Consider the following 24400-nt stretch of genomic DNA (forward strand, 5'->3'; position numbering starts at 1 on the left):
ATAACATCCGGTATGTTATCGCCTTTTTTAATGGTTGATCCGACTTACACCTGACGAGAGATTGAGTAGACCCGATGATGCGACCCTTGGTAGCAAGCTCGATGAACGTCACCAAGATGGTGGTGTTGCAGTGCATTGCGCTGGTTACCCGTTTTCCCTGGGCTGTGGCGATCTTCGGTTTTGTTTCCGGTGTGGCCAGTTTTCTGTTAGTCGAACGGGAACAGGAAAAATTTGCCCAGATAGTCTCGGCATTGATGCTGCTCAGTTGGGGCTGGCTGGCGCTGGAAAATTTATTACAGCGCAGTGTGTCATCCTGGTTTGGTTTTAAACTGCCGCCGCCCTTATTGAGTTTTGCCACGCAGCTAGTGCATCAGGAAAGTTTGTTTTTCGTTGTCCCCTTTTTCTTTATCACCACAGTGTGGAACGGCGGGCAGATGGTGTTTACCTCGCTGCTGATCATCGCCGCGTTTATCTCAATTGTTGATCCTATTTATTATCGCTGGCTGGCCGCCAGACGCTGGTTATATTTTATCTTTCACGGTGTAACGCTGTTCGCTGTCTTGCTCACCGCGTTACCGATTATCTTCCAACTACCCACCCCAAAAAGCTATTTGCTGTCCCTGGGTATCGCCATACTCCTTTCCTTGCCGGGAATCGTGCGCGCCTTGCCGTTCAATTGGTGGAAGCGCAGCCTGCTAACAATAACCGGCATTGTGATTGTGGCCATTATCGGTGTATCTGTGCGCGCCTGGATTCCACCCGCCACCTTGCGTTTAACTGAAGTTGCCGTGACAGATCGCATTGATGATCGCAATCGCTCACCGGAAAATTCATTAAAAGTGATTAGCGTAGACCAGTTGCGCTCGGGACTTTATGCCTATACGGCGATTCGTGCACCACGCGGATTAAACGAGCGCATCTATCACGTTTGGCGGCGCAACGGTCGCATCGTGGATAAAATTGCGCTCGATATCAGTGGCGGGCGCGAGGCGGGATACCGCGCCTGGACCCACAAATTAAACTTTCCCCCTTATCCCAGCGGCCGCTGGCAAATTCATGTAGTGACCGAAGCGAATCAGGTAATTGGCATCCTGCGATTTCAGGTAGTTGAGTCGACGGACGAAGTCATTGTTGAAGACGATGATATGAATCCGGTGGAAAAGATTCGCGCGGTGCTGCCGGAAGATTTGATTCCGCTTGAGCAATTGGGTGGTGAAGATAAACAATCAGAAACCGATGGCGATCAAGAAGAAACTGGTGTTTCTGAGGAAGATATTTCTGGCGAGAATGAATCTGCACAACCAGCCCAGGAGTCTGAATTCTCGCCGGAAGAATTACCTGCGGATGAACCTGTTGAAGAAGAACCTGAACAGATATCGACCGATGGAGATGCATCCGAACAACCTCCGTCTTCACCGTCGCCGGATCAAACAACCGACGATTCGATTGATAAGCCCCGTGATGAGGAGAAGGATGAGCAAGTAGATTCATCCAACGAGAGGGTTGAAGAGATTGTTGAGCAAGAGCCGGATCAGGAAAAAATAGAACAGGATGTAGTGGAAGAAGAGTCTATAACATCGGAGAGTTCCGAGCATTCCTCAGAACCAGCAGAATAAATGAGCCGCTTGATGTGGGTGACCTTGATTATCTCAAGACCACCCAAAGCAGAAGGAAAATTAGCGACCTCTACTCAACACCCGCTGCATGGCAATAAAACAGAATAACAGTACACCGATCACGATCTTGGTCCACCAGCTGCTTAACGTGCCGTCAAACGAAATATAGGTTTGCACGACGCCCATGATCAACACGCCGATCAACGTTCCGATAACATAACCATAACCACCCGTGAGCAATGTCCCGCCGATAACGACGGCGGCAATTGCATCAAGCTCTACCCCGACGGCGGCGAGTGAGTAACCGGAAAAGGTGTAGAACGAGTAGACGATACCGGAAAGTGTGGCGAGAAATGAGCTGGTGGCGTAGATGGCAATAGTAGTACGCGCGAGGGGAACACCCATCAGCGCAGCAGAATTGTTGTCGCCACCCAATGCGTACACCCGGCCACCAAAGCGTGTGTAATGCGCAACCACAATGGCAATGATCAACACCAATAAACAGATTATCGTGGAGCTGCCGATCCAGGCACCGCCCGGCAATTCAAAGCCGAACATGGAAACAGCGTCATAAAATTCATGCGTGATAGGGATAGATTCTTCACTGATGACGCTGGCCAATCCGCGCGCGAGGAACATGCCGGCCAAGGTGACAATAAACGGTTGCAGCTTATACACATAAATCAATGCGCCCATGGCGGCGCCGAAGCTGGTACCGAGCAGCAATACCACCGGAAACACCACCAGCGGATGCCAGTTGTATTGTGAAATCAATACACCGCTGATCACGCCTGTCAATGCAATAACAGCGCCCACGGATAAATCAATGCCGCCCGATAAAATCACAAAGGTCATGCCGACAGCAGCGATAATCAAAAACGCATTGTCGGTTAATAAATTGAAAAAAACGCGCGGTGTACCGAAGGATTCAAATTGTACCGAGCCTATGCCAAACAATAAAAAAAACAGGCAGCAGGTAACGATGAGTGGAATAAACTTACGATTAACCATGACGCTTTCTCCACACCATGATGCTGGACAGCTGTTGCTGGAAACGCGGAGATTGCATCAGCAACACCAGGATAATGGCCGAAGCCTTGATCAATAAATTAAATTTGGGTGGGATACCGCTCATGATGATGGTGACGGTGAGCGTTTGAATAATCAGTGCGCCGATGATGGATAAAAATAATGAGAAGCGTCCACCCATCAATGAAGCACCACCAATAACCACGGCCAGAATCGCATCAAGTTCCAGCCATAAGCCGGCGTTATTCGCATCAGAGCCTTTAATGTCAGCGGCGGCAATCATGCCTGCCAGGGCAGCGCACAGACCGGCCAGACAGTACACACTTAATTTAATAGCCTTGGCGTTGATGCCGAGATAACGGCTTGCCGAGGCATTGGCGCCGACGGCTTCGACATACAAACCGAGTGCTGTGCGGCGCATCAATAATTGCACCAGCACAAAGGTAATGATCACCAGCACCACGGGAAAGGGCAGCCCCAGAAAATAACCGGTGCCGAGAAAACTGAACGCATCGTGCTGAAAAGTGACGATCTGCCCTTCATTAATCAATTGCGCTACGCCACGCCCGGCGACCATCAAGATTAACGTGGCAACAATAGGCTGGATATTTAAATAGCCCACCAACAAACCGTTGATCATGCCGCCCACCAAACCGGCCGCAAGACCGCCGGCAATGATTACGGTCAGGCTGTCGACACCGGACACGATTAAATAAGCGCTGACGGCGCCGGCAATGGCCATCACTGAGCCGACGGAAAGATCTACACCGCCGGTGGCAATAACCAGGGTCATGCCAATGGCCAGCAAGGCTATCGGTGCTGCGCGATTTAAAACATCAATCAGGCTGCCGTAGAAGCGGCCATCTTTAAATGTCAGGTTAAAAAATTCCGGTGAGATAATCAGGTTGATTAACAGCAGGAGTAACAGTCCGGCAAGTGGCCAAATATAGCGGCGCAGTTGCGGGTTGGATAAGAAAGCATTCATAGTCGGGCTCGTTTACGTCTCGGCTGAAAGTTATGCGGATGCAATCGCGCGCATGATGGTATTGGGTTGAATGTCCTGGCCGGTTAACTCGGCCACTTTTTTGTGATCGCGCAGCACAACCACTTTATCGCTGAAGGCTACCAGTTCTTCCAGCTCCGAAGAGGCGACGATCAATGACAACCCTTGCTCGCACAATTGCCGGATTAATTTGATGATCTCGGCGTGGGCACCAATGTCGATACCCCGTGTAGGTTCATCAAGAATCAACAGGCTGGGGTTTGACGCAAGCCAGCGTGCGAGGATGACTTTTTGTTGATTGCCACCGCTTAATTGCTCGATGGGTTTTTCGATATCCGAGGTAGCGATATTGATGTCTTTTACATACTTTTCCGCGATGGCATTTTGTTGATTGCGCGGAATAAATCGCCACCAGCCCTGTTTGATCTGTTGCGCCAGGATAATATTTTCACGGATCGACAGTGGTCCGAGGATGCCATCGTGCTTGCGATCTTCCGGACACAAACCCATACCCAGATCAATCGCGTCTTTGGTGGACGACAGATTAATTTCCTTGCCGTGAAAAATTACCGTGCCGGTTTGTTTTTTATCTACACCGAAAATCAACCGGCATAATTCTGTACGACCCGAACCAAGCAAACCCGCCAATCCGACCACTTCGCCTTGCGCGACTTGCAAGTCAATAGGTTCCAGCGAACCGGACTTGCCGACTTGTGTTAGCGTTAATGCTGGCGGCGCCTGTTGTTCGCCAATTGTTTGGTGCAAACGATCTTCCAGTGCCGCCAATTCTTTGCCTAACATATGCCCCACCAGTTCGGGGCGTGTCAGGGTGGCAGCATCAAATTCGCCAACGAGTTCCGCGTTGCGCAAGATCGTGATGCGATCACATACCGCGTAAACCTGATCGAGAAAATGTGTAACAAACACGATGCCAATGCCGCGCTCTTTCAAGCTGCGCATGATGCGAAACAGGGATTGCACCTCGTCTGCATCCAGGCTGGCCGTGGGCTCATCAAGAATCAACACCTTGGCTGACATATCGACACCGCGCGCGATGGCAATCAATTGCTGCACGGCAATCGAGTAACTGGACAGCGGTTGTGTAACGTCAATGTCCAGGTCGTAATCTTTCAACAATGCGTGGGATTTTTGATTGATGGTTTTCCAGTCGATCAAACCCCAGCGTTTCGGCTCACGGCCGAGGTAAATGTTGTGTGCAACGCTGAGGTTGGGCAGCAGGTTAACTTCCTGATAGACGGTGCTGATACCCAGCGCCTGAGCGTCGCCGGTGTTACCGGGAAAAATAGCGTTTCCGTCCAGCAGGATGTCACCCCCGTCGCGGGTATACACACCGGTCATCACTTTAATCAGCGTGGATTTTCCTGCGCCGTTTTCGCCGAGCAAGGCATGGATTTCACCAGCGCGCAACGTAAAATCCACGCCTTTCAGGGCGTGAACACCGGGAAATTTTTTATGGATTCCCCGTAACTGGAGAACAGCAATAGCGTTAGACATAAATCAATCGTCGCAGTAGGTCGGATTAGCGCAGCGTAATCCGACGAAGAAGTTAAATGTGCATGATGTCGGATTACGGCGTTGCACGCCTAATCCGACCTAGGTTATTGGCGTTTAGCTAATTCATCGGCGGCGTTTTCGGCAGTGAAGACTTTACCGCCCATGCGAATCCACTTTTCAAAATCTTTTTTACCGTTGCGATGTTGTTCAATGACATCAAAGGCCGGACCACCCAGGTGAGGGCTGAGTTCGACCGATACATTGATGGTGCCATCAACAATGGCTTTGAGTGCGTCGTCCACAGCATCCACGGATACCACGAGGATGTCTTTGCCCGGTTGCAGGCCCGCTTCTTTAATCGCTTGAATCGCGCCTAGCGCCATTTCATCGTTGTGTGACCACAGCGCGCAAATATTTTTGCCACCGCCTTCGGCTTTCAGCAAACTTTCCATCACTTCCTTGCCTTTGGCGCGAGTGAATTCAGCAGTCTGGCTGCGCACAATTTTGGCATCCGGGTTTTGCGCCAATACTTTATTAAACCCTTTCATCCGTCCGATAGCCGCGCTGGAACCGACAGTGCCTTGCAGTTCAAGAATATTGCATTTGCCCTCGGTTTTTTCCATCAACCAGTTTGCGGCTTTTTCACCTTCCAGCTCGAAGTCGGGCGCAATGCGGGTGAGGTAGAGTGAATCGTTATTGACGGCCACATTGCGGTCAACAATCACCACAGGAATGCGCGCGCGTTTGGCTTCCATCAGGATTGGTTGCCAACCGGTTTCTACCACCGGCGCGATGATGATGGCATCTACACCCTGCGCAATAAAACTGCGCACGGCTTTAATCTGGTTTTCCTGTTTTTGTTGTGCATCGGAAAATTTCAGTGTGATGTTGCGCTTCTCAGCTTCGGCTTTCACGGATTCAGAAAAGCTGGTGCGCCATCCACTTTCCGAGCCGACCTGGGAGAACCCGACCGTTAGTGCAGAGGCAGTGCTGGCGATCAAGAAGCTGGATGCGAGCGCGGTGGTGTAGAGCGAGCGTAAAAATCGTTTCATTGTGACTTCCTCGTGACGAATAAAATTATTGGATGTTCACGTGTTACTTTAATTGCTTTTGTAGGTCGGATTAGCGCAGCGTAATCCGACACTGTCCGGGTGCAATATATAAATAATCACCCCGTAATTTTTATGTGGTACTTGTTTAAAACGTATTTTCTTTCTTAATGTTTTTGTCGGATTACGCTGCGCTAATCCGACCTACGGTTTACGATTTGGAGTCATATTAAATCCAGCCGCCGTCGACGATAAAGTGTTGCGCGGTGCACACTCGACTGTCATCCGACGCAAGGAACAAAGCCATCGCGCTGATATCTTCCGGCATGACATTTTTTTTCATGCATTGGTTGTCGAGGATCGTCTGCGCGCTTTTTTCGTTCATCAACATCGCCAATTGTCGCTCGGTCATCACCCAGCCGGGCACCAGGGTATTTACGCGAATATTGTCGCTGCCCATGTCCCGCGCCAAGCCGCGGGTTAAACCTTCGATCGCGGCTTTTGAGCTGGTGTAGCCGGGCATACCGCCCTGGGTAGCGTACCAACTCATGGAACCGAGATTAATAATCGAGCCTCCGCCCAATTCTTTCATGTGCCAGTAAACTGCCTGCGCCGCAAAAAAATGATGTCGCAAATTGACTGCCAGGCGTTCATCCCAATAGGCCACAGTCACTTTACGAAAATCGTGACGCGTGTCGTTGGCGGCGTTGTTGATCAGCACGCTCACCAACCCTAATTCTTTGCGCACCCTGGCAATGGTTTCCTGCACGCGCGGAATATTCAGCAAATTGCAGTGGTAGTACACCGGCGCTATGCAGTCGGGAATATCACTGAGCGACGCCACCAGTTTTTCTGCATCCTCGTTGCGGATATCGATAAACGCTACGCGTGCGTGTTGGCGACAAAACGCCTCTACCAAATTGGCGCCAATGCCGGAAGCGCCGCCGGTAATCAATACGATCTTCCCGCGTAAACTCGGGTACTGGTTACTGAGATTCATCGACGGCTCTTATGTTGTTATGTGCATGCTGTTGTTAATGGGTTTGATTATGTCAGTGGGAATGTGCGGGCACTTCAGCACCCCGACAGCCCACCAGAAAATCAAAGTCGCAGCCCTCATCGGCCTGCATCACATGGTCAATATACAACTGTAGATAACCGCCGGGTTGTACCGGTTTACGCGTGACACGCAGCTGCGCGATGCGTGCCTGTAATTCTTCGTTGCTGATGTCTATCTCAAGCAATCCGTTGTGCGCGTCAAGATGAATCATATCGCCATCCTGCACGGCAGCCAGCGGACCGAGCTCCATCGCCTCCGGTGCCACATGTAACACCACGGTACCAAATGCGGTGCCGCTCATGCGAGCATCAGAGATGCGCACCATATCCGTTACACCTTGTTTCAGCAGCTTCGGCGGCAAGCCCATGTTGCCGACTTCCGCCATGCCGGGATAGCCCTTGGGCCCGCAGTTCTTCATCACCAGGACAGAGGTGGCATCCACCTCCAGATCCGGGTCCATAATGCGCTCTTTATAATGCTCAAAGTTTTCAAATACCACGGCGCATCCGCGATGATTCATCAATGCCGGGGTTGCGGCAGAGGGTTTAAGTACTGCGCCGCGCGGGGCGAGATTGCCGCGCAAGATGCAGATACCCCCGCTCTCGCATAAAGGGTTGTTCAACGGTCGAATCACGTCGTCGTTGTAACACGGTGCGTCGCGATTGTTGTCCCATAAGCTTTTACCGTTGGCGGTCAGGGCGGGTTTATGTAACAAATCCGCTTCGCCCAGCCGGCGCAGCACAGCGGGCAGGCCTCCGGCATAGTAAAACTCTTCCATCAGATACTGGCCGGATGGTTGCAGGTTCACCAGGGTCGGCACGTCCTGACCGTAGGTTTGCCAGTCATCGAGCGTCAACTCAACGCCGACCCGCTGGGCAATGGCTTTCAAATGGATCACCGCATTAGTCGAGCCGCCAATAGCTGCATTGACCCGAATGGCATTGATAAAAGCTTCGCGGGTCAGCAGTTGCGATAGTTTGAGGTCTTCGGCAACCATCTCCACAATGCGCATACCGGAAGCGAAAGCCAGGGCATTGCGTCGCGCATCGACCGCCGGAATCGCGGCATTGTGTGGCAGGGAGGCGCCCATGGCTTCCACCATACAGGCCATGGTGGAGGCGGTACCCATGGTGTTGCAGGTGCCGGCGGAGCGCGACATATCCGCCTCCGCATCCATAAATTCCTGTAACGAAATTAGCCCGGCTTTGTAATCTTCGCTCATGCGCCAGACGTGGGTGCCGGAACCTACATCCATCCCTTTGTGCTTGCCGTTGAGCATGGGGCCGCCGGTGACGACAATGGTTGGCAGATCACAGCTGGCTGCGCCCATCAGTAGCGCGGGAGTGGTTTTATCGCAGCCCACCAGTAGCACGACACCATCAATGGGATTGCCGCGAATCGATTCCTCAACATCCATGGAGGCCAGGTTGCGGGTCAACATGGCAGTCGGGCGCAGGTTGGATTCACCATTGGAGAACACCGGGAACTCTACCGGTACGCCGCCTGCCTCCAGCACACCGCGCCGCACACGGTCGGCCAGTTCACGGAAATGGGCATTGCAGGGAGTCAGCTCCGACCAGGTATTACAGATACCGATGATGGGCCTGCCCTGGAAATGATGCTCGGGAATGCCCTGATTGCGCATCCAACTGCGGTACATAAAACCATTCTTATCTCTCTGGCCGAACCATTGCGCCGAGCGAAGGGGTTTTTTGATCTTGTTATTGTCAGACATCAATTACCACTCAAGAGCCTGATAAGGATCAGCGCAGCTGCATGCTGCGTTACTGCTATCAAGGCTAAGGCTGAGTCAAAAACATCGGGTTTAATTAGTAATATAATATAATCTATTGTGCAAAAGGTTACCCGAAAGCGGTGGCGCGGGCAAGGTGTAGTCGCGGTTTGGCCTGACCAAAATGGGGTAAAGAGAGGTAAAGGGAGAGCTGAGAGAGAAAGGGCGGGGAGTTTTAAAAGCGGCATCCTTGCCGAGCCCCATCACGGGTTCTGGAGATGCTCTGCGTGATAACGCAGGTGCTCATCGATAAAGGTGGCGATAAAAAAGTAGCTGTGGTCGTAGCCCGGCTGGTACCGCAGGGTAAGCGGGTGGTTGTTGTCCCGGCAGGCCTGCTCAAGCGATGCGGGCTTTAATTGATCTTTGAGGAAGTTGTCATTCTCGCCCTGATCAATAAACAAGGGTTGTTTGGAGGCGCCACTGGCGATCAACTCACAGGTATCGTACTGCGCCCACAAGTCGGGATTGTCGCCGAGATAGCCTTTGAAAGCCTTTTGCCCCCAGGGGCAATGGCTGGGATTCGCGATGGGCGCGAAGGCTGACACCGAGGCATAACGTTTTGGATTGCGTAGCGCCATCACCAGTGCACCATGGCCGCCCATGGAGTGGCCACTGATCGCCTCCCGGCCATTCAGCGGGAAATGATTGCCAGCCAATGCGGGCAATTCATCGACAATATAGTCATACATCCGATAGTGCCGGCTCCAGGGCGTCTCAGTGGCATTGACATAGAAACCGGCACCAGAGCCGAAGTCGTAGCTGTCATCCTCCCCCGGCAAGTTAACGCCGCGCGGGCTGGTGTCGGGGCAGATAATCGCCAGACCAAGCTCGGCCGCCATACGCTGCGCCCCGGCTTTCTGCATAAAATTTTCGTCGGTACACGTGAGCCCGGAGAGCCACCACAACAGCGGCACAGTGCTGTGTTCCGCTTGGGGTGGCAGATAGATGGCGAAGATCATCTCGCAGTTCAGAACGCTTGAGGTGTGCTTGTAACGTTTAAGCCAACCGCCGAAGCTTTTGGTGGAGGAGACTAAGGTGAGGGATGTATCTGACATGATCATTCCGTTGTAGGGTAATAGTCGTAGGTCGGATTAGCCGCAGGCGTAATCCGACGCGATCTCATTCGAACAGCTTTGTCGGATTACGCCGCGCTAATCCGACCTACGGGATCGGATGCTTTCAATTAATAATGCAAGACTGTACGAATGCTCTTGCCTTCATGAAGCAAATCAAATGCTTCATTGATCTTCTCGAACGGCATATCGTGAGTGATGAACTCATCAATCTTGATCTCGCCGCGCATGTATTGTTCCACGTAGCCGGGCAATTGGCTGCGGCCCTTCACCCCACCAAAGGCTGAGCCTTTCCATACTCGCCCGGTCACTAACTGAAAGGGACGGGTGGAGATTTCCTGGCCGGCACCGGCCACGCCGATGATGATGGACTCACCCCAACCTTTGTGACAGCACTCCAGCGCTGAACGCATGACGTTCACATTGCCAATGCATTCAAAGGAATAATCCACCCCACCATCGGTCATACCGACGATGACTTGCTGGATTGGATCAGCGTAGTCCTTGGGATTCACAACATCTGTTGCCCCAAATTGTTTGGCAAGTTCGAATTTATCGGGATTGATATCGATAGCAATGATGCGCGCGGCATTCACCATCTTCGCACCCTGAATCACCGCCAGGCCGATGGCGCCCAGGCCGAACACTGCGACGGTGGAGCCGGGTTGTACCTTGGCGGTATTGATCACCGCACCGATGCCGGTGGTCACGCCGCAGCCCAGCAAACAAATTTTGTCCAAAGGCGCTTCAGGCGAGATCCTGGCAAGAGACACTTCCGGCAGGACGGTGTATTCAGAGAACGTTGAGGTACCCATGTAGTGAAACAGCGGTTTGCCATCGAGCGAAAAACGGGAGGTGGAATCCGGCATCAAACCCTTGCCCTGGGTCGCGCGCACGGCGCCACACAAATTGGTTTTGCCGGAGAGGCAGAATTTGCACTTGCCGCATTCGGCGGTGTACAGCGGAATGACGTGATCACCCGGTTTGAGGCTGGTGACGCCCGGACCGACCTCTTCTACGATACCGGCGCCTTCATGGCCCAGCACCGCCGGGAACAAACCCTCAGGATCAGCGCCGGAGAGCGTATAGGCATCGGTATGGCAGACGCTGGTAGCCACAATTCTTACCAGCACTTCTCCCTGCTTGGGGCCTTGAACATCAATCTCGGCAAGTTCCAGCGGTTTTCCTGCAGCAAAGGCGACAGCAGCTCGGGATTTCATGGGCATTCCTCCGGGAATTGGTAGAAGCAGCTTGGAGTGTAAAGGGTTAAGGTTTGTTTTAACGGATTCATTGGCTGAGTCGATCAGTGTAGACTATCCCCGCACACATCATAAACATCGACTAATACAGATAATTATTGCAGAGGGACAATAATGCAGCGTTGGGAGAGAATTGAAGCTTTTGTTGAAGTGGTACGTTTGGGGAATTTTTCGGCAGCAGCCCGGCAATTGCAAGTATCAAGTTCGCATATCAGCCGGCTGGTCAGCCAGTTGGAACAACAATTGGGTACCCAATTGCTCTATCGCACCACCCGCCAGATCCGCCTGACCGACAGTGGGGCACTTTACTACGAAAGTTGTCGCCAGCTGTTCGAAGGCTTTAAAGATGCCGAACTGGCATTGGACCACCATCAAACCAATCCGACCGGTTTATTAAAGATTACTGCCGCCACCACCTTTGGCGAGCGTTATATCGCGCCCTTGGTCAATGAATTTCATACCCTGTATCCGCAGTTAAAAATCAGTATGCACCTGACGAATCGACAGTTGGAGCTGATTGAGGAAGGCTACGATATCGCGATCCGTATGGGGGTATTAAAAGAATCCACCCTGGTGGCGCGCCGTTTATGTGATCGACGGGAATTTGTGGTGGGATCGCCGGATTATTTTGCTCACCATCCCCAACCGCGCAAGTTGGCAGAGCTGGAGCAGCATAACTGCCTGATTGGCTCGCGCGATCATTGGTTGTTTCTGGATAAGGGCGCTCGTAAGGATCTGGTGGTTACCGGTAACTGGCATGCCAATTCCGGTCCCGCTCTGGTGGATGCCGCCTTGCGTGGTATTGGTCTGGCGCAACTGCCGGACTATTACGTCACCGAGTATCTGGCCAGCGGGCAACTGATACCTGTCCTGGATGAGTATCAATTCATCGATACGGGTGTCTGGGTTTTGTATCCGCAACAACGTTATCTCGCCGCCAAGGTGCGCCTGTTTATTGATTTTCTGGTGGAAAAATTTGCAGCCGGTATCCCGTGGGAGCAGTAACCGGCTTAGAGGCCAAACTCATTTTCAGTGGCGCGGCTGATGGAATCAAACACCATCACCTTGCTCCACAGGTGGGAGTACTCGGCGATAAACTGCTCGTGCAGCGGATGGTTTTGGTAGGTGTTCTGATCTTCAATGCTATCGAAGAACAGTAATTCGGAGGCGCTATAGCTGTTGTCGATCACCGGGCGCTGCTCGGTAGCAGCGGGCACGCCCACATGCATGCCGCGCACCGTTTCAATGGCGGACAAACTGCGGATACCGGCGAGTAGTTGTTCCAGGTCTTCGGCAGAGTCGGGGTTTTTCAGCCAGAAGAACACCTGGTGGGATAGCTTGGCAATGTGGCCGCTCATAGTTCATTCCTGCTCATAGTTCGCTCCTGAAGGAATCAATTAGCTCGCAACGATCTTTTTTCCTGCCAGCAATGCCTGGCGGGCCATGATCGCCTGCTCAATGCCGGCGGCATCCAGCCCCTGATCAACCAGTTGTTGTTTTTGGCTGTCCTGCTCAACAAAGCGGTCACTGAACCCCAGGTGCAGGACCGGCATAACCACGCCGGCGCTGGCCAGATGCTCACTGACTGCTGCACCTGCGCCGCCGGCGATGACATTTTCTTCGAGCGTTACTAGCAGGCTGTGTTCGGCGGCCATACGCTCAATCAATTCAGTATCCAGCGGTTTTACAAAGCGCATATCACAAACACTGGCATTGAGCTTTTCGGCTGCCTGTAAGGCGCTTGCCAGCGAGGTGCCAAAGCTGAGAATCGCCACCTGTTTGCCTTCGCGTTTGATCAGACCTTTGCCGAGGGGTAAAGCCGTCATGGTGGCGTTAATAGCTGCGCCGGTGCCGGTGCCGCGCGGATAGCGCACAGCGGCGGGGCCGGGATGTTGGTAGGCCGTATAGAGCAGCTGGCGGCATTCATTTTCATCGCTCGGTGCGGCGATTACCGTATTGGGAATACAGCGCAGGAAGCTGATATCAAAGGCACCGGCGTGGGTTGCACCGTCTTCGCCGACCATGCCAGCGCGATCGATGGCAAAGGTCACATCGAGGTTTTGCAAGGCTACGTCGTGGATTAACTGATCGTATGCCCGCTGTAAAAAAGTGGAGTAAATCGCCACCACCGGCTTCTGGCCCTCGCAAGCGATACCGGCGGCCAGGGTTACCGCATGTTGTTCGGCAATGGCAACATCGTAAAACCGCTCGGGGAAATTCTGCGCAAACTCCACCATGCCTGAGCCTTCGCACATGGCGGGGGTAATACCGACCAGGCGTTCATCCTGTGCGGCCATATCACATAACCAGTCACCAAAGACTTGTTGGTATTTGGGCTTTACGGCGATGTTGGCGTTTTTGATAACTGTTTTTTTGGGTTCGATCTTGTTGAGCGCGTGATACCCCACCGGATCTTCCTCGGCAGGGCCAAAGCCCTTGCCCTTCTGGGTTATCACATGTAGCAGCTTGGGGCCTTTAACTTCGCGCAGGTTGCGCAGGTAGCGCACCAGACTGATGAGGTCATGGCCATCGATGGGGCCGATATAGTTAAAGCCCATCTCTTCAAACAGGGTGCCGGGAGAGACAAAGCCCTTGAAGTGTTCTTCGGTGCGACGGGCAAATTCCCAGGCCTGCGGGATTTTAGTGAGTACTTGCTTACTGCCTTCGCGCAGGGAGTTGTAAAACTTGCTGCCCCAGATCTTGGATAGATAGGTGGCCAATCCGCCCACATTGGGCGAGATCGACATATTGTTGTCATTGAGGATGACTAACATGTCGCTGTTGATGTGCGCCGTATGGTTCAGCGCCTCAAAAGCCATACCAGCGGTCATGGCACCATCGCCGATCACGGCAACACATTTGCGCTCGCTTTCGGCCATCTGACTGCCGATGGCCATGCCCAATGCGGCACTGATGGAGGTGCTGGAGTGGCCGACACCAAAGGTGTCGTAATCGCTTTCATCGCGCTTGGGAAAGCCCGATAAACCGCCGCCCTGACGCATGCTGTGCATCCGTTCGCGGCGGTTGGTGAGAATTTTGTGCGGGTAAGTCTGGTGGCCCACATCCCATACCAGGCGATCATCGGGAGTCTGGTAAACGTAATGCAGTGCTATGGTGAGTTCCACCACACCGAGGCCGGCACCAAAATGACCGCCGGTCTGGCCTACCGTATAAAGCAGGAACGCGCGCAGTTCTTCAGCCAGTTCGGGCAGTTGTTTTTCGTTGAGCGCACGCAGCTCCGCTGGAGAGTCAATGCTATCCAGAAGCGGGGTGGACGGTCGGCTGGTGGGTATCTCGTTAAACATTGACTGCCATCGGTTGGTCAAAATTGATCTTATATTACGCCGGTCAAAGGGCGACATTGTAGGCGGGCTGCGGCTCATTGCCTAGCGCCCGATTACATGCGTATTCCCAGATTAAGGCAGCGGTTTAGTGACTGCGTTCGATGATATACGCCGAAAGAGCCCGTAACGGCTGAGCCCGTTGATCAAATTCCGTCAGCGCCGCCAGAGCCTGCTGGTGCAATTCCCGTGCTTTGGCGCGTGCGTTATCCAACCCTAATAAAGACACGTAGGTAGGCTTGTTGCGTGCTATATCTGCGCCTTGCTGCTTGCCGAGAGTCGCGGTATCGGTAATAACGTCCAGGATGTCGTCCTGCACCTGAAACGCCAGCCCAATAGCGGCGGCATAGGTGCCAAGCGCGTGTAATCGTGGTTCATCTGCGCCACAGGCAATAGCACCCATGGCAACGCTTGCGCTAATTAATGCACCGGTCTTATGGCGGTGCATGGTTTCCAGTTGCGTTAAATCCAATTGATGGTTGACCGCAGCCAAATCAATGGATTGACCCAACACCATGCCACGTACCCCGGAGGCGCGGGTCAGCTGTTGCAGCAAGGTAATCTTGCAGGCATCGTCCAGGTGGGGTGCTTCACTGAGTAACTCAAACGCCAGGGTTTGCAGCGCATCACCGGCGAGGATGGCTGTAGCTTCATCAAAGGCAATATGGCAGGTGGGCTTGCCGCGCCGCAAATCATCGTCATCCATGGCGGGTAGGTCGTCATGAACGAGGCTGTAGGCATGAATACATTCGAGCGCGCAGGCGATGGTATCGAGAGAAGCCTGTTGTGCCGGGTTTAACGCGCCGCCGACCGCCAGTCCGCTGGCATAGACCAGGATGGGGCGCACGCGCTTGCCGCCATTGAACAGGCTGTAACGCATGGCGTCCCGCAAGCGTTCGCCGGCACCCATGGTGACAGGGAGCAGATTCTGCAAGGCGCTGTCGACACGATGGCGGCAATTGGCTACAAACTGACTGAAATCGTCACTCATTCGTCGTCGCCTTGGGCGTCAAATGGCTCGAGGTTGATAACGCCCTGATTTTCCACCAATTTCTGTACCTGTTGCTCGGCGGCCGCCAGCCGTGCCTGGCAATCCCGTGTTAATTGGATGCCGGTTTCGAACGCTTTGAGGGACTCTTCCAGTGTCATGTCGCCCTGTTCCATCTTGTTAACCAGGGTTTCCAGCGCATTAAGGGACTGCTCAAAGTCTGCGCCTTTCTTTTTTACTGCCATAGTCTGCTCCAAGGGTGGGGCTTTGTGGTTGCGTCGCATCGATTTATTAGGGGATATGGCGTCGCCTGCAAAGGGCGCGATTATAAACCCGGTCAGGACAACATGGCAGGAGTTTCTGGTGCCGTCTCCTGGCTGGCGAAAATCCGCTGCCGTGTGAGACATATCCTACAAAACTCTCCGCCAATGCCCACTGGCGCCTGACGTGCCGTTCAACAATAATGGCACCTGTTACGGACGCATACACACGGACCTGTGTGGCAAGGATCAACAGGAGTTGCGCCATATATCAGCCTAAGGTAGGGCTCCCATCCTGTAAGACACAAACCCTCGCTGCCCCCCGCAGCGGGGGTTTATTTTTATCACCGGTTTGCCAATCCATCCCTTCACCTCTATTATCGGTTTGCGCTGCTGTCTGTTTTGTGTTGAATAAGTGCGCATGAAATTATTTGCGCGACAGCAATTATGTTTTTTGTGATAAATAGAAAGCTTTTTCCACTTTATTCCGCCCGTTTGTCATTGTTCTTTCTCCATCTCCGGATTAGGCTGCGGCAGTTTAGCTGCTAAAGCTGAAGTCTTCACAATGCAAAGGGGGTTGCTATGTACAGCAAGCTGGAATCGTTGCGCGGTGTTGCGGCGTGTCTTGTCTTACTTTTCCATTCTCATTTTATTGTTGGAACCAAAAGCCTCGATTTTGTTAAAAACAGTTATCTGTTTGTGGATTTCTTTTTTATTTTATCCGGGTTTGTTTTGACGCTCGCCTATGCCGATAAAATCCGCCAGGGTTTGGCATTTCGTGAATACATCAGCCTGCGGCTCGGCCGAATTTACCCCTTACACTTGTTTATGCTCCTGGTATGGGTGCCTTATATTTTGGGCAAGCAGTACTTTATCAGTGCGGGTTATGGCGGCGTAGATCAGTTCGAACATAACAACGCCTACAGCTTTGTCAGTAATCTGTTTTTGGTGCACGCCATGGGGGTGCACGATTATTTGTCGTGGAATCATCCCAGTTGGAGTATCAGTGTAGAGTTTTTTACCTACATTGCGTTCTTCATTTTGTTGTTAACCCTTGATCGCAGCGGCAGCAGAATCTTTCCCTTGCTGATTATTATTCCCGGTTACGCCTTCCTCTTCAGTGTTAACCCGGCGGGACAGATGGATGGAACCTATGATTACGGCTTTATTCGCTGTATGTCAGCATTTTATTGCGGCGTGCTCTTGTATCGTTGGAAGGATGAGATTGCGCAGGGGTTGGCGCGTTTCAATATTCATGCACTGGAAATCGTCGCCGTTGCATTGACGGTGGCTGCGGTGTGTCTTGCGCATCGCGGCGACGGTTATCTTGCGATGACATTGGCATCTTTCTGTTTGTTGCTGATGGTATTTGCCAGCCCTATTCATGGTCTTGTCGGGCGGCTATTGGACACGGCGCCGTTGCGCAGTATCGGATTGTGGTCCTATTCCATCTACATGACTCATGACATCATTCTCTCGTTCTTTTCCAACCTGTATGAAATCGTGTTTAAGGCCGCCCCCAAAAATCTTGGGGTCTGGGCCGTGTTGATTAATATTGCCTTGATTCTATTAACCGTTCTGATTTCACGTTTTACCTACCTCTACGTGGAAAAATATTTTCGCGATAAGGTCAAAGGGCTGGTCAGTCGTAAAACGGATGAATTGCCGGTTCGGACTCCCGTCGGCGACGAAGCTGTTTTGCCACCCTCCAAATGAATAAAGGGTGGTAACTTTTTCGCGCAAAAATTTTTATCCCGCCAGTTAACTGGAGAGAGCTTTTTTCTGCTTTCTCCAGTATTCTTTTATCAAGTCAAATGTGACAATCTCATCAATGTATAGCTAAAAGATCATAAAACCGCTCAAGGGCGATAGCGTTTGTCATAAAAACGTAGTAAAAGCAGTAGTAGCGTATCGATGTTCGAGTGGTAGTTTCTGGTTTTGTCCGGTTCTCTACGATGGAGGTGTCGATGGAAGCACGAATATTGCGGCTCAATACGGCGGGTCAACCGATCGAGTGGCTGCATTGGCAAGAAGCTGTGTGTCTTTATGCGCGCGACCTGGTGGCCTGGAGCCTGGGTGGTTTTGTTCGCCGTGTTCACGGCGGGCATTCCCGGCTGACAGGTTTGCAGACCTACATGGATTTGCCAGCCATTATTGCCTGTGGCGGCAATCGTCTTGCGCGTATGCGTTTAATTCCCCCGTTGACCAATGCAGCCTTGTTTGCGCGCGATCATTATCAATGTCTGTACTGCGGGCGTTCCTTTACCTATGGACAGCTGTCCCGTGACCATGTGCACCCCTTGAGTCGTGGTGGCAAAGACAAGTGGAATAATGTGGTAGCCGCATGCAAACGCTGTAATCAGCATAAAGGCAATCGGTTATTGACCGAAGTGAATATGGAATTGCTGGCTTTGCCTTTTTGCCCCAATACGGCGGAGTATCTGGCGCTGATCAACAGCGAGCGGATTCGCGGCGACCAGATGGAGTTCTTGCGTCCGCAATTCAGTACGCGGCGCAACTGGCAGTAGTCCCGGTTTCGCTCGATGTTTACGGGTTGCTTTGTGTGATGGCAAATGCGCATCACCGGTTTTTTACCCCCTTCTGTAAGCTAACGTAAAGTCATTGTCCTGTCGTCCATCCCCCCAGTAGAATCCTTGTGTCAATAACAATCACAAGGTCACTGCCTATGTCCTCTTCGTCAGACTTTTCCCTCTCCCGCCGACACTTTCTTGTTGCATCAGCGGGGCTTATTGGTAGTGCATCTCTGGGTATCGCTACCCTGGACGCGGTTGCTGCACCGGCCTTTGATTTTGAGATTTCCCTGGCGCAGTGGTCCTTGCACAAGGCGTTATTTGCCGGCGAGATCAAGGCGCTGGATTTTCCGGTTGTTGCGCGCAAAACCTATGACATAGGCGCGGTGGAATACGTCAACCAATTTTTTATGGACAAAGCCAAAGACCAAACGTTTTTGCGACAACTCAAACAACGCGCCGAAGATAATGGTGTGGTGAACTCCCTGATTATGATTGACGGTGAGCCAGAGATGGCATCTGCCGATAAACAAATTCGTGCTGCCGCTATTGAGGGGCATAAGAAATGGATTGAAGCGGCAAGATATCTTGACTGCACTGCCATACGTATCAACTTGCATGGTGAGGGAACAGAAGCTGAATGGAAAAAGCACTCCACCGAAACACTGCGCGCCTTGTGTGAGTTCTCGGACGATTTCAATATCAATATTCTGGTAGAAAACCATGGTGGTTTTTCTTCCGATGCAAAATTACTGACCGATGTGATGCGCGCCGTTGATCACTCGCGGTGCGGTACCATGCCGGACTTCGGTAATTTTTGTGTTCGTCGTCGCGATGGTGATATGTGGGAATCCCCTTGCGTTGAACAATATGATATCTACAAAGGCGTGGCGGAATTGATGCCTTATGCCGGCGCTGTGAGTGCCAAAAGTTTTGACTTTGATGAGCAAGGCAATGAAAGCAGTATCGACTTTCGGGCCATGTTAAAGCTGGTGAAGGCGGCTAATTATCAGGGATACGTTGGCATCGAATACGAAGGCAATAAATTAAGTGAAGAGGCCGGTATTCGCGCAACTAAAAAATTACTTGATACGATTCGTGCCGAGATGGCTTGATCGCAAACCCAGGCGTCTGTTTAGTTAACAGGCGCCTGTTTTGCCAACTCAATGACAACAGGCATCCTTAGTCGGTTGAGCATCTTCATATTCATCGTGAAGCCGCATCCAGTCCATAATCTCATCCTCATTGCGGCCCTTTGGCGTGAGATCCAGAAAATTATACGTATTAATCAGAATGTCACCGCCGCGCGCGTAAGCGGAATAGGTGTGAAAAATATTGCCTTCATTATCTTTATAAAACACGCTGACACCAGGCCCCTCACCGGGTTCGCCCTCTTGCTCTTCATAGTTGTAATACATCTTACCCGCGGTTATGTCGGCTTCACTGGGGCTGACATGGTAATCGTAGTTAAAGTCACTGCCGAAAGAGGAAACCCATTTGAATTGCCAGCCCATGCGTTGCTTAAATGCCTGAAATTCCTGCCAGGGCGCACGTGATACCGCGAGCAAGGTGACATCGTGATGGGGGAGATGCAAGTTGGGCCCGTCAAAATGGTCAGCTAAAAACGAGCAGCCATCACACCCCTGCTCCCAGCCGGGGGCAAACATAAAATGGTACACAATTAATTGGCTGCGCCCGTTGAACAAATCGCTCAGGGTTTCCTTGCCTTGTGAGCTCTCGAATATGTATTCCTTGTCAACCTTTACCCAAGGCAAGGCCCGTCGCTCGGCGCTCAACTGATCGCGAAAATGTGTAAATTCTTTTTCCTTTTGCAGATGCGCTTTACGCGCGACTAACCATGCTTCACGGGATACCACTTGCGGATGTTTGATGTTGTCGGTCATGATCATTCTCCTGCTGAAAATGAATTGCTGAAACATTACCTGGTTTTAACGGGTAACCAGAGTTCAATATCACCGGTACCTGTCTGCGGATTAAACGTGTCACCGTAACGCTCAATAAAATGCACCATGCCTGGGCCGCCAGCTGCGTGGACATAACCCGATGCAGGCAGCCATTGATCAAAAATGTTATGGATAGTTTGGCGCAATTGCGACACATGTTGATGATGAGTAAATATGGCGTATTGTTGCTCCGGTAGCATTACCTCAGACCATTCTGTTGGCACACCGGATCGATCTCCAATTTCCATGCCGGCCAGATAATCAAAACAGCTATTACTGTCATCGACACGGATACATAAGCCATAATCTGCGTTGCCAACTTGTGATGACACTTTACCCAGATGCGGTGCAAGTTGTTGCCACAGTTCGGGTATTTTTTGCGCGGCCTTATCATCAAGCCGAAGACGTAAGCCCGCAATACGCATAGTGCTTTTCTGTTCAAAGCGTGCAGGTTTTATGGACGTCGCTGAAGGCATTGTCATATCGTATTCCTGAGCTTGTAACAGCCTGATTAATCAGGCTGCAATTCGCGAATGGGTCGAATCTCAATGCTGCCGAGCCGTGCAGGTGGAATCTTGCCTGCTAGCTGAATCACCTGGTCGAGATTCTCGGCTTCCAATAAATAAAAGCCAGCCAATTGCTCTTTTGTCTCGGCGAAGGGACCATCGGTAACATGTGGCCTGCCATCGCGAACACGTAAGGTGGCCGCTGTATTGACTGGTTGCAGCGCATTACCTCCAAGAAAGTGGCCTGTGCTACGCAGATTGTCACCGCAGGCAATACATTCCTTGTTGAGTGACTCCCATTCTTGCGGAGACATGGCATTGATAACATTTTCATCGTAGTAAACGAGACAAAGGTATTTCATAAAATGTCCTGTAATTTGATCGATAGCCATTGCAGGCTGGTAGTTTGTTTTGAATCAATATCAATGTGCATGGCTTAAAAAACATAAGCCTGATTTTCTGGAATGCCTTTTATCCCGTTGTTCAAGGTGTTGCATCAAACAACACTTTGCCGCTTTCCATATCAAACGGACTGGAAAAGTGTTCGTGGATCACGAGCCATTGACCATTCATTTTGCGATAGCCACGCGTTACGCGCATCCAGGAAAATTGCTCGTTGCCCTGATCATCGTAGCCGCCGCACCGGGCCAGATTGTAGCTGAATGCGATACTGCCTTCGGTATGGATAACCAGATCGCGTGCTTCGTAAATCATGCCGTGTGGTGCAAATTCCATGCAGGCATGCCAGTGGTCGGTATAGGCTTTCTTGCCGACGAATTGCAGCTTCATTACCGCATCATAAGCGACGAGGTTGTCGGCGTAGTGTTTGACGATCTCGTCGACCTTGCCGGTGCGCATGGCGGCTTCCCATTGTTCAATGCTGGCGCGGATTTCGATTTCTTCGTTGGACGTGGACATATTGGTTCTCCTTTAATCGTTGATGCGTCATTAGTCATTAGTCATTAGTCGATTAAGAGCTGGTCGTATCGACACAAGATGTTTTTTTCATGCTATGGCGATTCGTCCTGCTGCTCAATCCCTGTCATTCTGCTGACAGTGTTGATTAACGTACCGACGCTCTCTCTGGCGCTTCGGCGACTGTTTTCATCTGCTGCAATCCAGCCTCAAAATCTTTCCCCACCATCTTGTCCATATTGATAAAGACATGCATAAGTTTGCTGATGAAGGAATTCGGGCCCTCCATTATCCATTCGACTCTGGTGCCATTGTCTGTCGGTGTGAGCGTAAACGTGGCGGTGTTATGTGCGGTAAAAGGCTTGATGAAATGCAACGCAATACCAACTTTTGTGTAGGGCGTGGATTCCGTAATTTCCATGCGTCCGTGGCCAACGTTATTGTCGCCCTCCCACGCATAGGTCGCGCCTGTTCCGCTGGGGCCGTCACTGTAATGGCGTTGCATCTGCGGGTCTTTTTTCTCCCATGGCGACCAATGTGTCCACTGATGAAAATTATTGATCAGTGGGAAAATCTGTTCAGGCGATGTGTTGATGGTAATCGTGCGTTCAACCCGAAAATGATCGGGTTTGGTCGCGGCCAGAATCAGCAGGATGGCAATCAGCGCAATGATAATCAGAACAATGGTCATGGTGATGGATCTCTTGGTCTTCATAATGTTTCCTTGATGGGATTTTTTAACTGACAGTTTGAACAAGTGATTCTTCCAGCTCACGGATGGGCCGTACTTCTACACCGCCATAGCGCGCTGGCGGCAATTTGCTCGCTAGCTGAATGGCTTCGTTCAAATCCCGCGCTTCAAGCAAGCAATAACCGGCAAGCTGTTCTTTGGTTTCAGCAAAGGGACCGTCGGTTGCCGACAATTTGCCATTGCGCCAGCGCACGGTGGTGGCGGTATGAACGGACTCCAGAGCATCGCCGGCGAGGTAATAGTGGCTGGCTTGCAGTTGGTCCGAATAGGCGATGCACTCCCTTATCAGCGCGTTCCACTCACTGGGTGGCAGTGCATTCATCGCTTCTTCGTCGAGATAAATAAGGCAGAGGTATTTCATGGTGTCGATCCTGCTGAGTGGCGGTTTTTCTTAATAGTCGTTTGGCACACTACAGAATCGACAGGAGTTAAAATTTTTTTATAACGCGGCAATGCGCCGTTCTAAAAAGCGTCGCTCCGGCTCCTGTTTGGTCAGTTTCAGCGCCTGCTCATAAGCGGTTTTTGCGTCTTGATGGCGGCCAAGTCGGCGGCACAGGTCGGCGCGGGCGGAGTAGAGCAAATGATAATCCTTGAGTTCACCCTTGCCGATCATGTCGTCAATGATGGTCAGTCCGGCTTCTGGGCCGTCGCGCATGGCGACAGCTACGGCGCGATTAAGCTCTACCACCGGTGAGGGCGCAACGCGTAACAACAGGTCGTAAAGTCCAACAATTTCATGCCAATCCGTCTCCGCTGGCGTCGTTGCTTCGGCGTGAACGCCGACAATCGCGGCCTGGATGGTGTAGGGACCAAAACGGCGCGAACTCAATGAGCGGGTGATCAATTCGCTGCCTTCGGCGATAAGCTGACGATCCCAGAGTGAGCGATCCTGCTCGTCCAGCAGGATCAAGTCGCCATCGGCCGACATGCGCGCGTGGCGGCGGGAATCATGCAATAACATCAAGGCCAGCAAACCCATGGCTTCGGATTCCGGCAGTAATTCCACCAGCAGACGGCCCAGGCGAATGGCTTCGGCAGAGAGGTCGTGGCGGGTTACGGCGTTGCCGGTAGAGGCGGAGTAGCCTTCGTTAAACACCAGGTAGATGACGTGCAATACGGAATCTAGCCGCTCGGGTAATTGGGCTGGCGCGGGGACTTCATAGGGGATGCGGGCATCGCGGATCTTGGCTTTGGCGCGCACGATGCGTTGGGCCACAGTCGGTGCGGAAGTCAGAAAAGCGCGGGCAATTTCCTCAGTTGTCAGGTCGCAGACTTCACGCAGGGTCAGCGCCACCTGGGCATCGGGCGACAGGCTGGGGTGGCAGCAGGTAAACACCAGGCGCAAGCGATCATCCTCGATATTCTCGTTATCCATCTCCTCTGCTTCTTCATCCAGCCGGTCGGCGACATCTTCCAGTGAGGTATCAAAGCGCGCCCGGCGGCGCAGTTGGTCAATCGCTTTGAAGCGACCGGTGGATACCAGCCAGGCGCGGGGATTATCCGGCAGGCCGTCGCGGGGCCATTGGTCCATGGCAGCACTGAAGGCATCATGCAAGGCTTCTTCAGCCAGGTCAAAATCGCCCAGCAAGCGAATCAGTGTCGCCAGTACCCGGCGGGATTCGGTGCGATAAATCGTCTCCAGGGTTTGCTGCATATGCCGGTTTGCGTCAGTCACGGCGTCCTCACGATGATTATTGATATAGATGGGGCGAGTTTAGCATCCACTTTTCTGATGGCTTGTATGAAGA

General features: G+C 52.0%; 24 protein-coding genes. 5 read left to right on the forward strand and 19 right to left on the reverse strand.

What is annotated here, in order from left to right; genetic code table 11:
• Positions 1-74 precede the first annotated feature (74 nt).
• A complete protein-coding gene (locus tag CBR65_RS17055; protein WP_232461235.1) occupies positions 75-1616 on the forward strand; it encodes a DUF5924 family protein in 1542 nt (513 codons plus the stop codon).
• A gap of 60 nt (positions 1617-1676) precedes the next feature.
• Here the strand turns inward: CBR65_RS17055 and yjfF are convergent, their stop codons facing one another.
• From yjfF to CBR65_RS17095, 8 genes are all read right to left on the reverse strand, one after another.
• On the reverse strand, positions 1677-2627 hold the full coding sequence (gene yjfF / locus CBR65_RS17060) for a galactofuranose ABC transporter, permease protein YjfF (protein WP_087467972.1): 951 nt from the start codon (positions 2625-2627) through the stop codon (positions 1677-1679).
• Positions 2620-3630, reverse strand: a complete 1011-nt coding sequence (locus tag CBR65_RS17065; RefSeq protein WP_087467973.1) for an ABC transporter permease — start codon at positions 3628-3630, stop codon at positions 2620-2622. The genes yjfF and CBR65_RS17065 overlap by 8 nt, the downstream gene beginning before the upstream one ends.
• Positions 3631-3660: 30 nt before the next feature.
• Positions 3661-5163, reverse strand: a complete 1503-nt coding sequence (locus CBR65_RS17070; RefSeq protein WP_087467974.1) for a sugar ABC transporter ATP-binding protein — start codon at positions 5161-5163, stop codon at positions 3661-3663.
• 104 nt (positions 5164-5267) lie between these two features.
• Positions 5268-6215 (reverse strand): ABC transporter substrate-binding protein, encoded by a 948-nt coding sequence (locus CBR65_RS17075; RefSeq protein ID WP_087467975.1) that lies wholly within the window; start codon positions 6213-6215, stop codon positions 5268-5270.
• 226 nt (positions 6216-6441) lie between these two features.
• Positions 6442-7212, reverse strand: coding sequence for an SDR family NAD(P)-dependent oxidoreductase (locus CBR65_RS17080; protein WP_087467976.1), 771 nt, complete (start codon positions 7210-7212; stop codon positions 6442-6444).
• Positions 7213-7264: 52 nt separating this feature from the next.
• Complete coding sequence (locus CBR65_RS17085) at positions 7265-9007, reverse strand: IlvD/Edd family dehydratase (protein ID WP_087467977.1); 1743 nt, start codon at positions 9005-9007, stop codon at positions 7265-7267.
• A 260-nt stretch (positions 9008-9267) separates the two neighbouring features.
• Entirely contained in the window at positions 9268-10119 is an 852-nt protein-coding gene (gene fghA / locus CBR65_RS17090; protein ID WP_198300775.1) for an S-formylglutathione hydrolase, read from the reverse strand.
• Positions 10120-10247: 128 nt separating this feature from the next.
• On the reverse strand, positions 10248-11357 hold the full coding sequence (locus CBR65_RS17095; RefSeq protein WP_087467979.1) for an S-(hydroxymethyl)glutathione dehydrogenase/class III alcohol dehydrogenase: 1110 nt from the start codon (positions 11355-11357) through the stop codon (positions 10248-10250).
• A 153-nt stretch (positions 11358-11510) separates the two neighbouring features.
• On the opposite strand from CBR65_RS17095, the gene CBR65_RS17100 reads away from it, so the two are divergent.
• Complete coding sequence (locus tag CBR65_RS17100) at positions 11511-12401, forward strand: LysR family transcriptional regulator (RefSeq protein ID WP_087467980.1); 891 nt, start codon at positions 11511-11513, stop codon at positions 12399-12401.
• Between the two features lie 5 nt (positions 12402-12406).
• On the opposite strand, the gene CBR65_RS17105 is transcribed toward CBR65_RS17100, so the two are convergent.
• The 4 genes from CBR65_RS17105 to CBR65_RS17120 form a co-directional block, all read right to left on the reverse strand.
• Positions 12407-12754, reverse strand: coding sequence for a Dabb family protein (locus CBR65_RS17105; RefSeq protein WP_087467981.1), 348 nt, complete (start codon positions 12752-12754; stop codon positions 12407-12409).
• 39 nt (positions 12755-12793) lie between these two features.
• Complete coding sequence (dxs, locus tag CBR65_RS17110; RefSeq protein WP_087467982.1) at positions 12794-14701, reverse strand: 1-deoxy-D-xylulose-5-phosphate synthase; 1908 nt, start codon at positions 14699-14701, stop codon at positions 12794-12796.
• A gap of 124 nt (positions 14702-14825) precedes the next feature.
• Positions 14826-15728 (reverse strand): (2E,6E)-farnesyl diphosphate synthase, encoded by a 903-nt coding sequence (gene ispA, locus CBR65_RS17115; protein ID WP_087467983.1) that lies wholly within the window; start codon positions 15726-15728, stop codon positions 14826-14828.
• Positions 15725-15970, reverse strand: coding sequence for an exodeoxyribonuclease VII small subunit (locus CBR65_RS17120; RefSeq protein ID WP_087469134.1), 246 nt, complete (start codon positions 15968-15970; stop codon positions 15725-15727). Before CBR65_RS17120 ends, ispA begins: the two co-directional genes overlap by 4 nt.
• 597 nt (positions 15971-16567) lie before the next feature.
• Here CBR65_RS17120 and CBR65_RS17125 point away from each other — a divergent pair.
• The 3 genes from CBR65_RS17125 (at position 16568) to CBR65_RS17135 (ending at position 19631) form a co-directional block, all read left to right on the forward strand.
• Positions 16568-17701 (forward strand): acyltransferase, encoded by a 1134-nt coding sequence (locus CBR65_RS17125; protein WP_087467984.1) that lies wholly within the window; start codon positions 16568-16570, stop codon positions 17699-17701.
• 251 nt (positions 17702-17952) lie between these two features.
• On the forward strand, positions 17953-18513 hold the full coding sequence (locus tag CBR65_RS17130; protein ID WP_087467985.1) for an HNH endonuclease: 561 nt from the start codon (positions 17953-17955) through the stop codon (positions 18511-18513).
• Between the two features lie 158 nt (positions 18514-18671).
• Complete coding sequence (locus tag CBR65_RS17135; protein ID WP_087467986.1) at positions 18672-19631, forward strand: sugar phosphate isomerase/epimerase; 960 nt, start codon at positions 18672-18674, stop codon at positions 19629-19631.
• Between the two features lie 48 nt (positions 19632-19679).
• Here CBR65_RS17135 and CBR65_RS17140 read toward each other — a convergent pair whose 3' ends face one another.
• The 7 genes from CBR65_RS17140 to CBR65_RS17170 all read right to left on the reverse strand — a co-directional run bounded on the left by CBR65_RS17140 (position 19680) and on the right by CBR65_RS17170 (position 24327).
• A complete protein-coding gene (locus CBR65_RS17140; RefSeq protein ID WP_087467987.1) occupies positions 19680-20420 on the reverse strand; it encodes a thioredoxin family protein in 741 nt (246 codons plus the stop codon).
• A 35-nt stretch (positions 20421-20455) separates the two neighbouring features.
• A complete protein-coding gene (locus CBR65_RS17145; protein ID WP_087467988.1) occupies positions 20456-20962 on the reverse strand; it encodes a GyrI-like domain-containing protein in 507 nt (168 codons plus the stop codon).
• Between the two features lie 29 nt (positions 20963-20991).
• Complete coding sequence (locus CBR65_RS17150; RefSeq protein ID WP_087467989.1) at positions 20992-21348, reverse strand: YciI family protein; 357 nt, start codon at positions 21346-21348, stop codon at positions 20992-20994.
• Between the two features lie 121 nt (positions 21349-21469).
• A complete protein-coding gene (locus CBR65_RS17155) occupies positions 21470-21904 on the reverse strand; it encodes a nuclear transport factor 2 family protein (protein ID WP_087467990.1) in 435 nt (144 codons plus the stop codon).
• 145 nt (positions 21905-22049) lie between these two features.
• Positions 22050-22616 (reverse strand): SRPBCC family protein, encoded by a 567-nt coding sequence (locus CBR65_RS17160; RefSeq protein ID WP_198300776.1) that lies wholly within the window; start codon positions 22614-22616, stop codon positions 22050-22052.
• Positions 22617-22638: 22 nt separating this feature from the next.
• Complete coding sequence (locus CBR65_RS17165) at positions 22639-23013, reverse strand: YciI family protein (protein WP_087467991.1); 375 nt, start codon at positions 23011-23013, stop codon at positions 22639-22641.
• 78 nt (positions 23014-23091) lie between these two features.
• Positions 23092-24327 carry an RNA polymerase sigma factor gene (locus CBR65_RS17170; RefSeq protein WP_232461236.1) on the reverse strand — a complete coding sequence of 412 codons (1236 nt, stop codon included), beginning with the start codon at positions 24325-24327 and terminating at the stop codon, positions 23092-23094.
• Positions 24328-24400: the final 73 nt, after the last annotated feature.

This window comes from Cellvibrio sp. PSBB006 (genome assembly GCF_002162135.1).
Lineage (GTDB): Bacteria > Pseudomonadota > Gammaproteobacteria > Pseudomonadales > Cellvibrionaceae > Cellvibrio.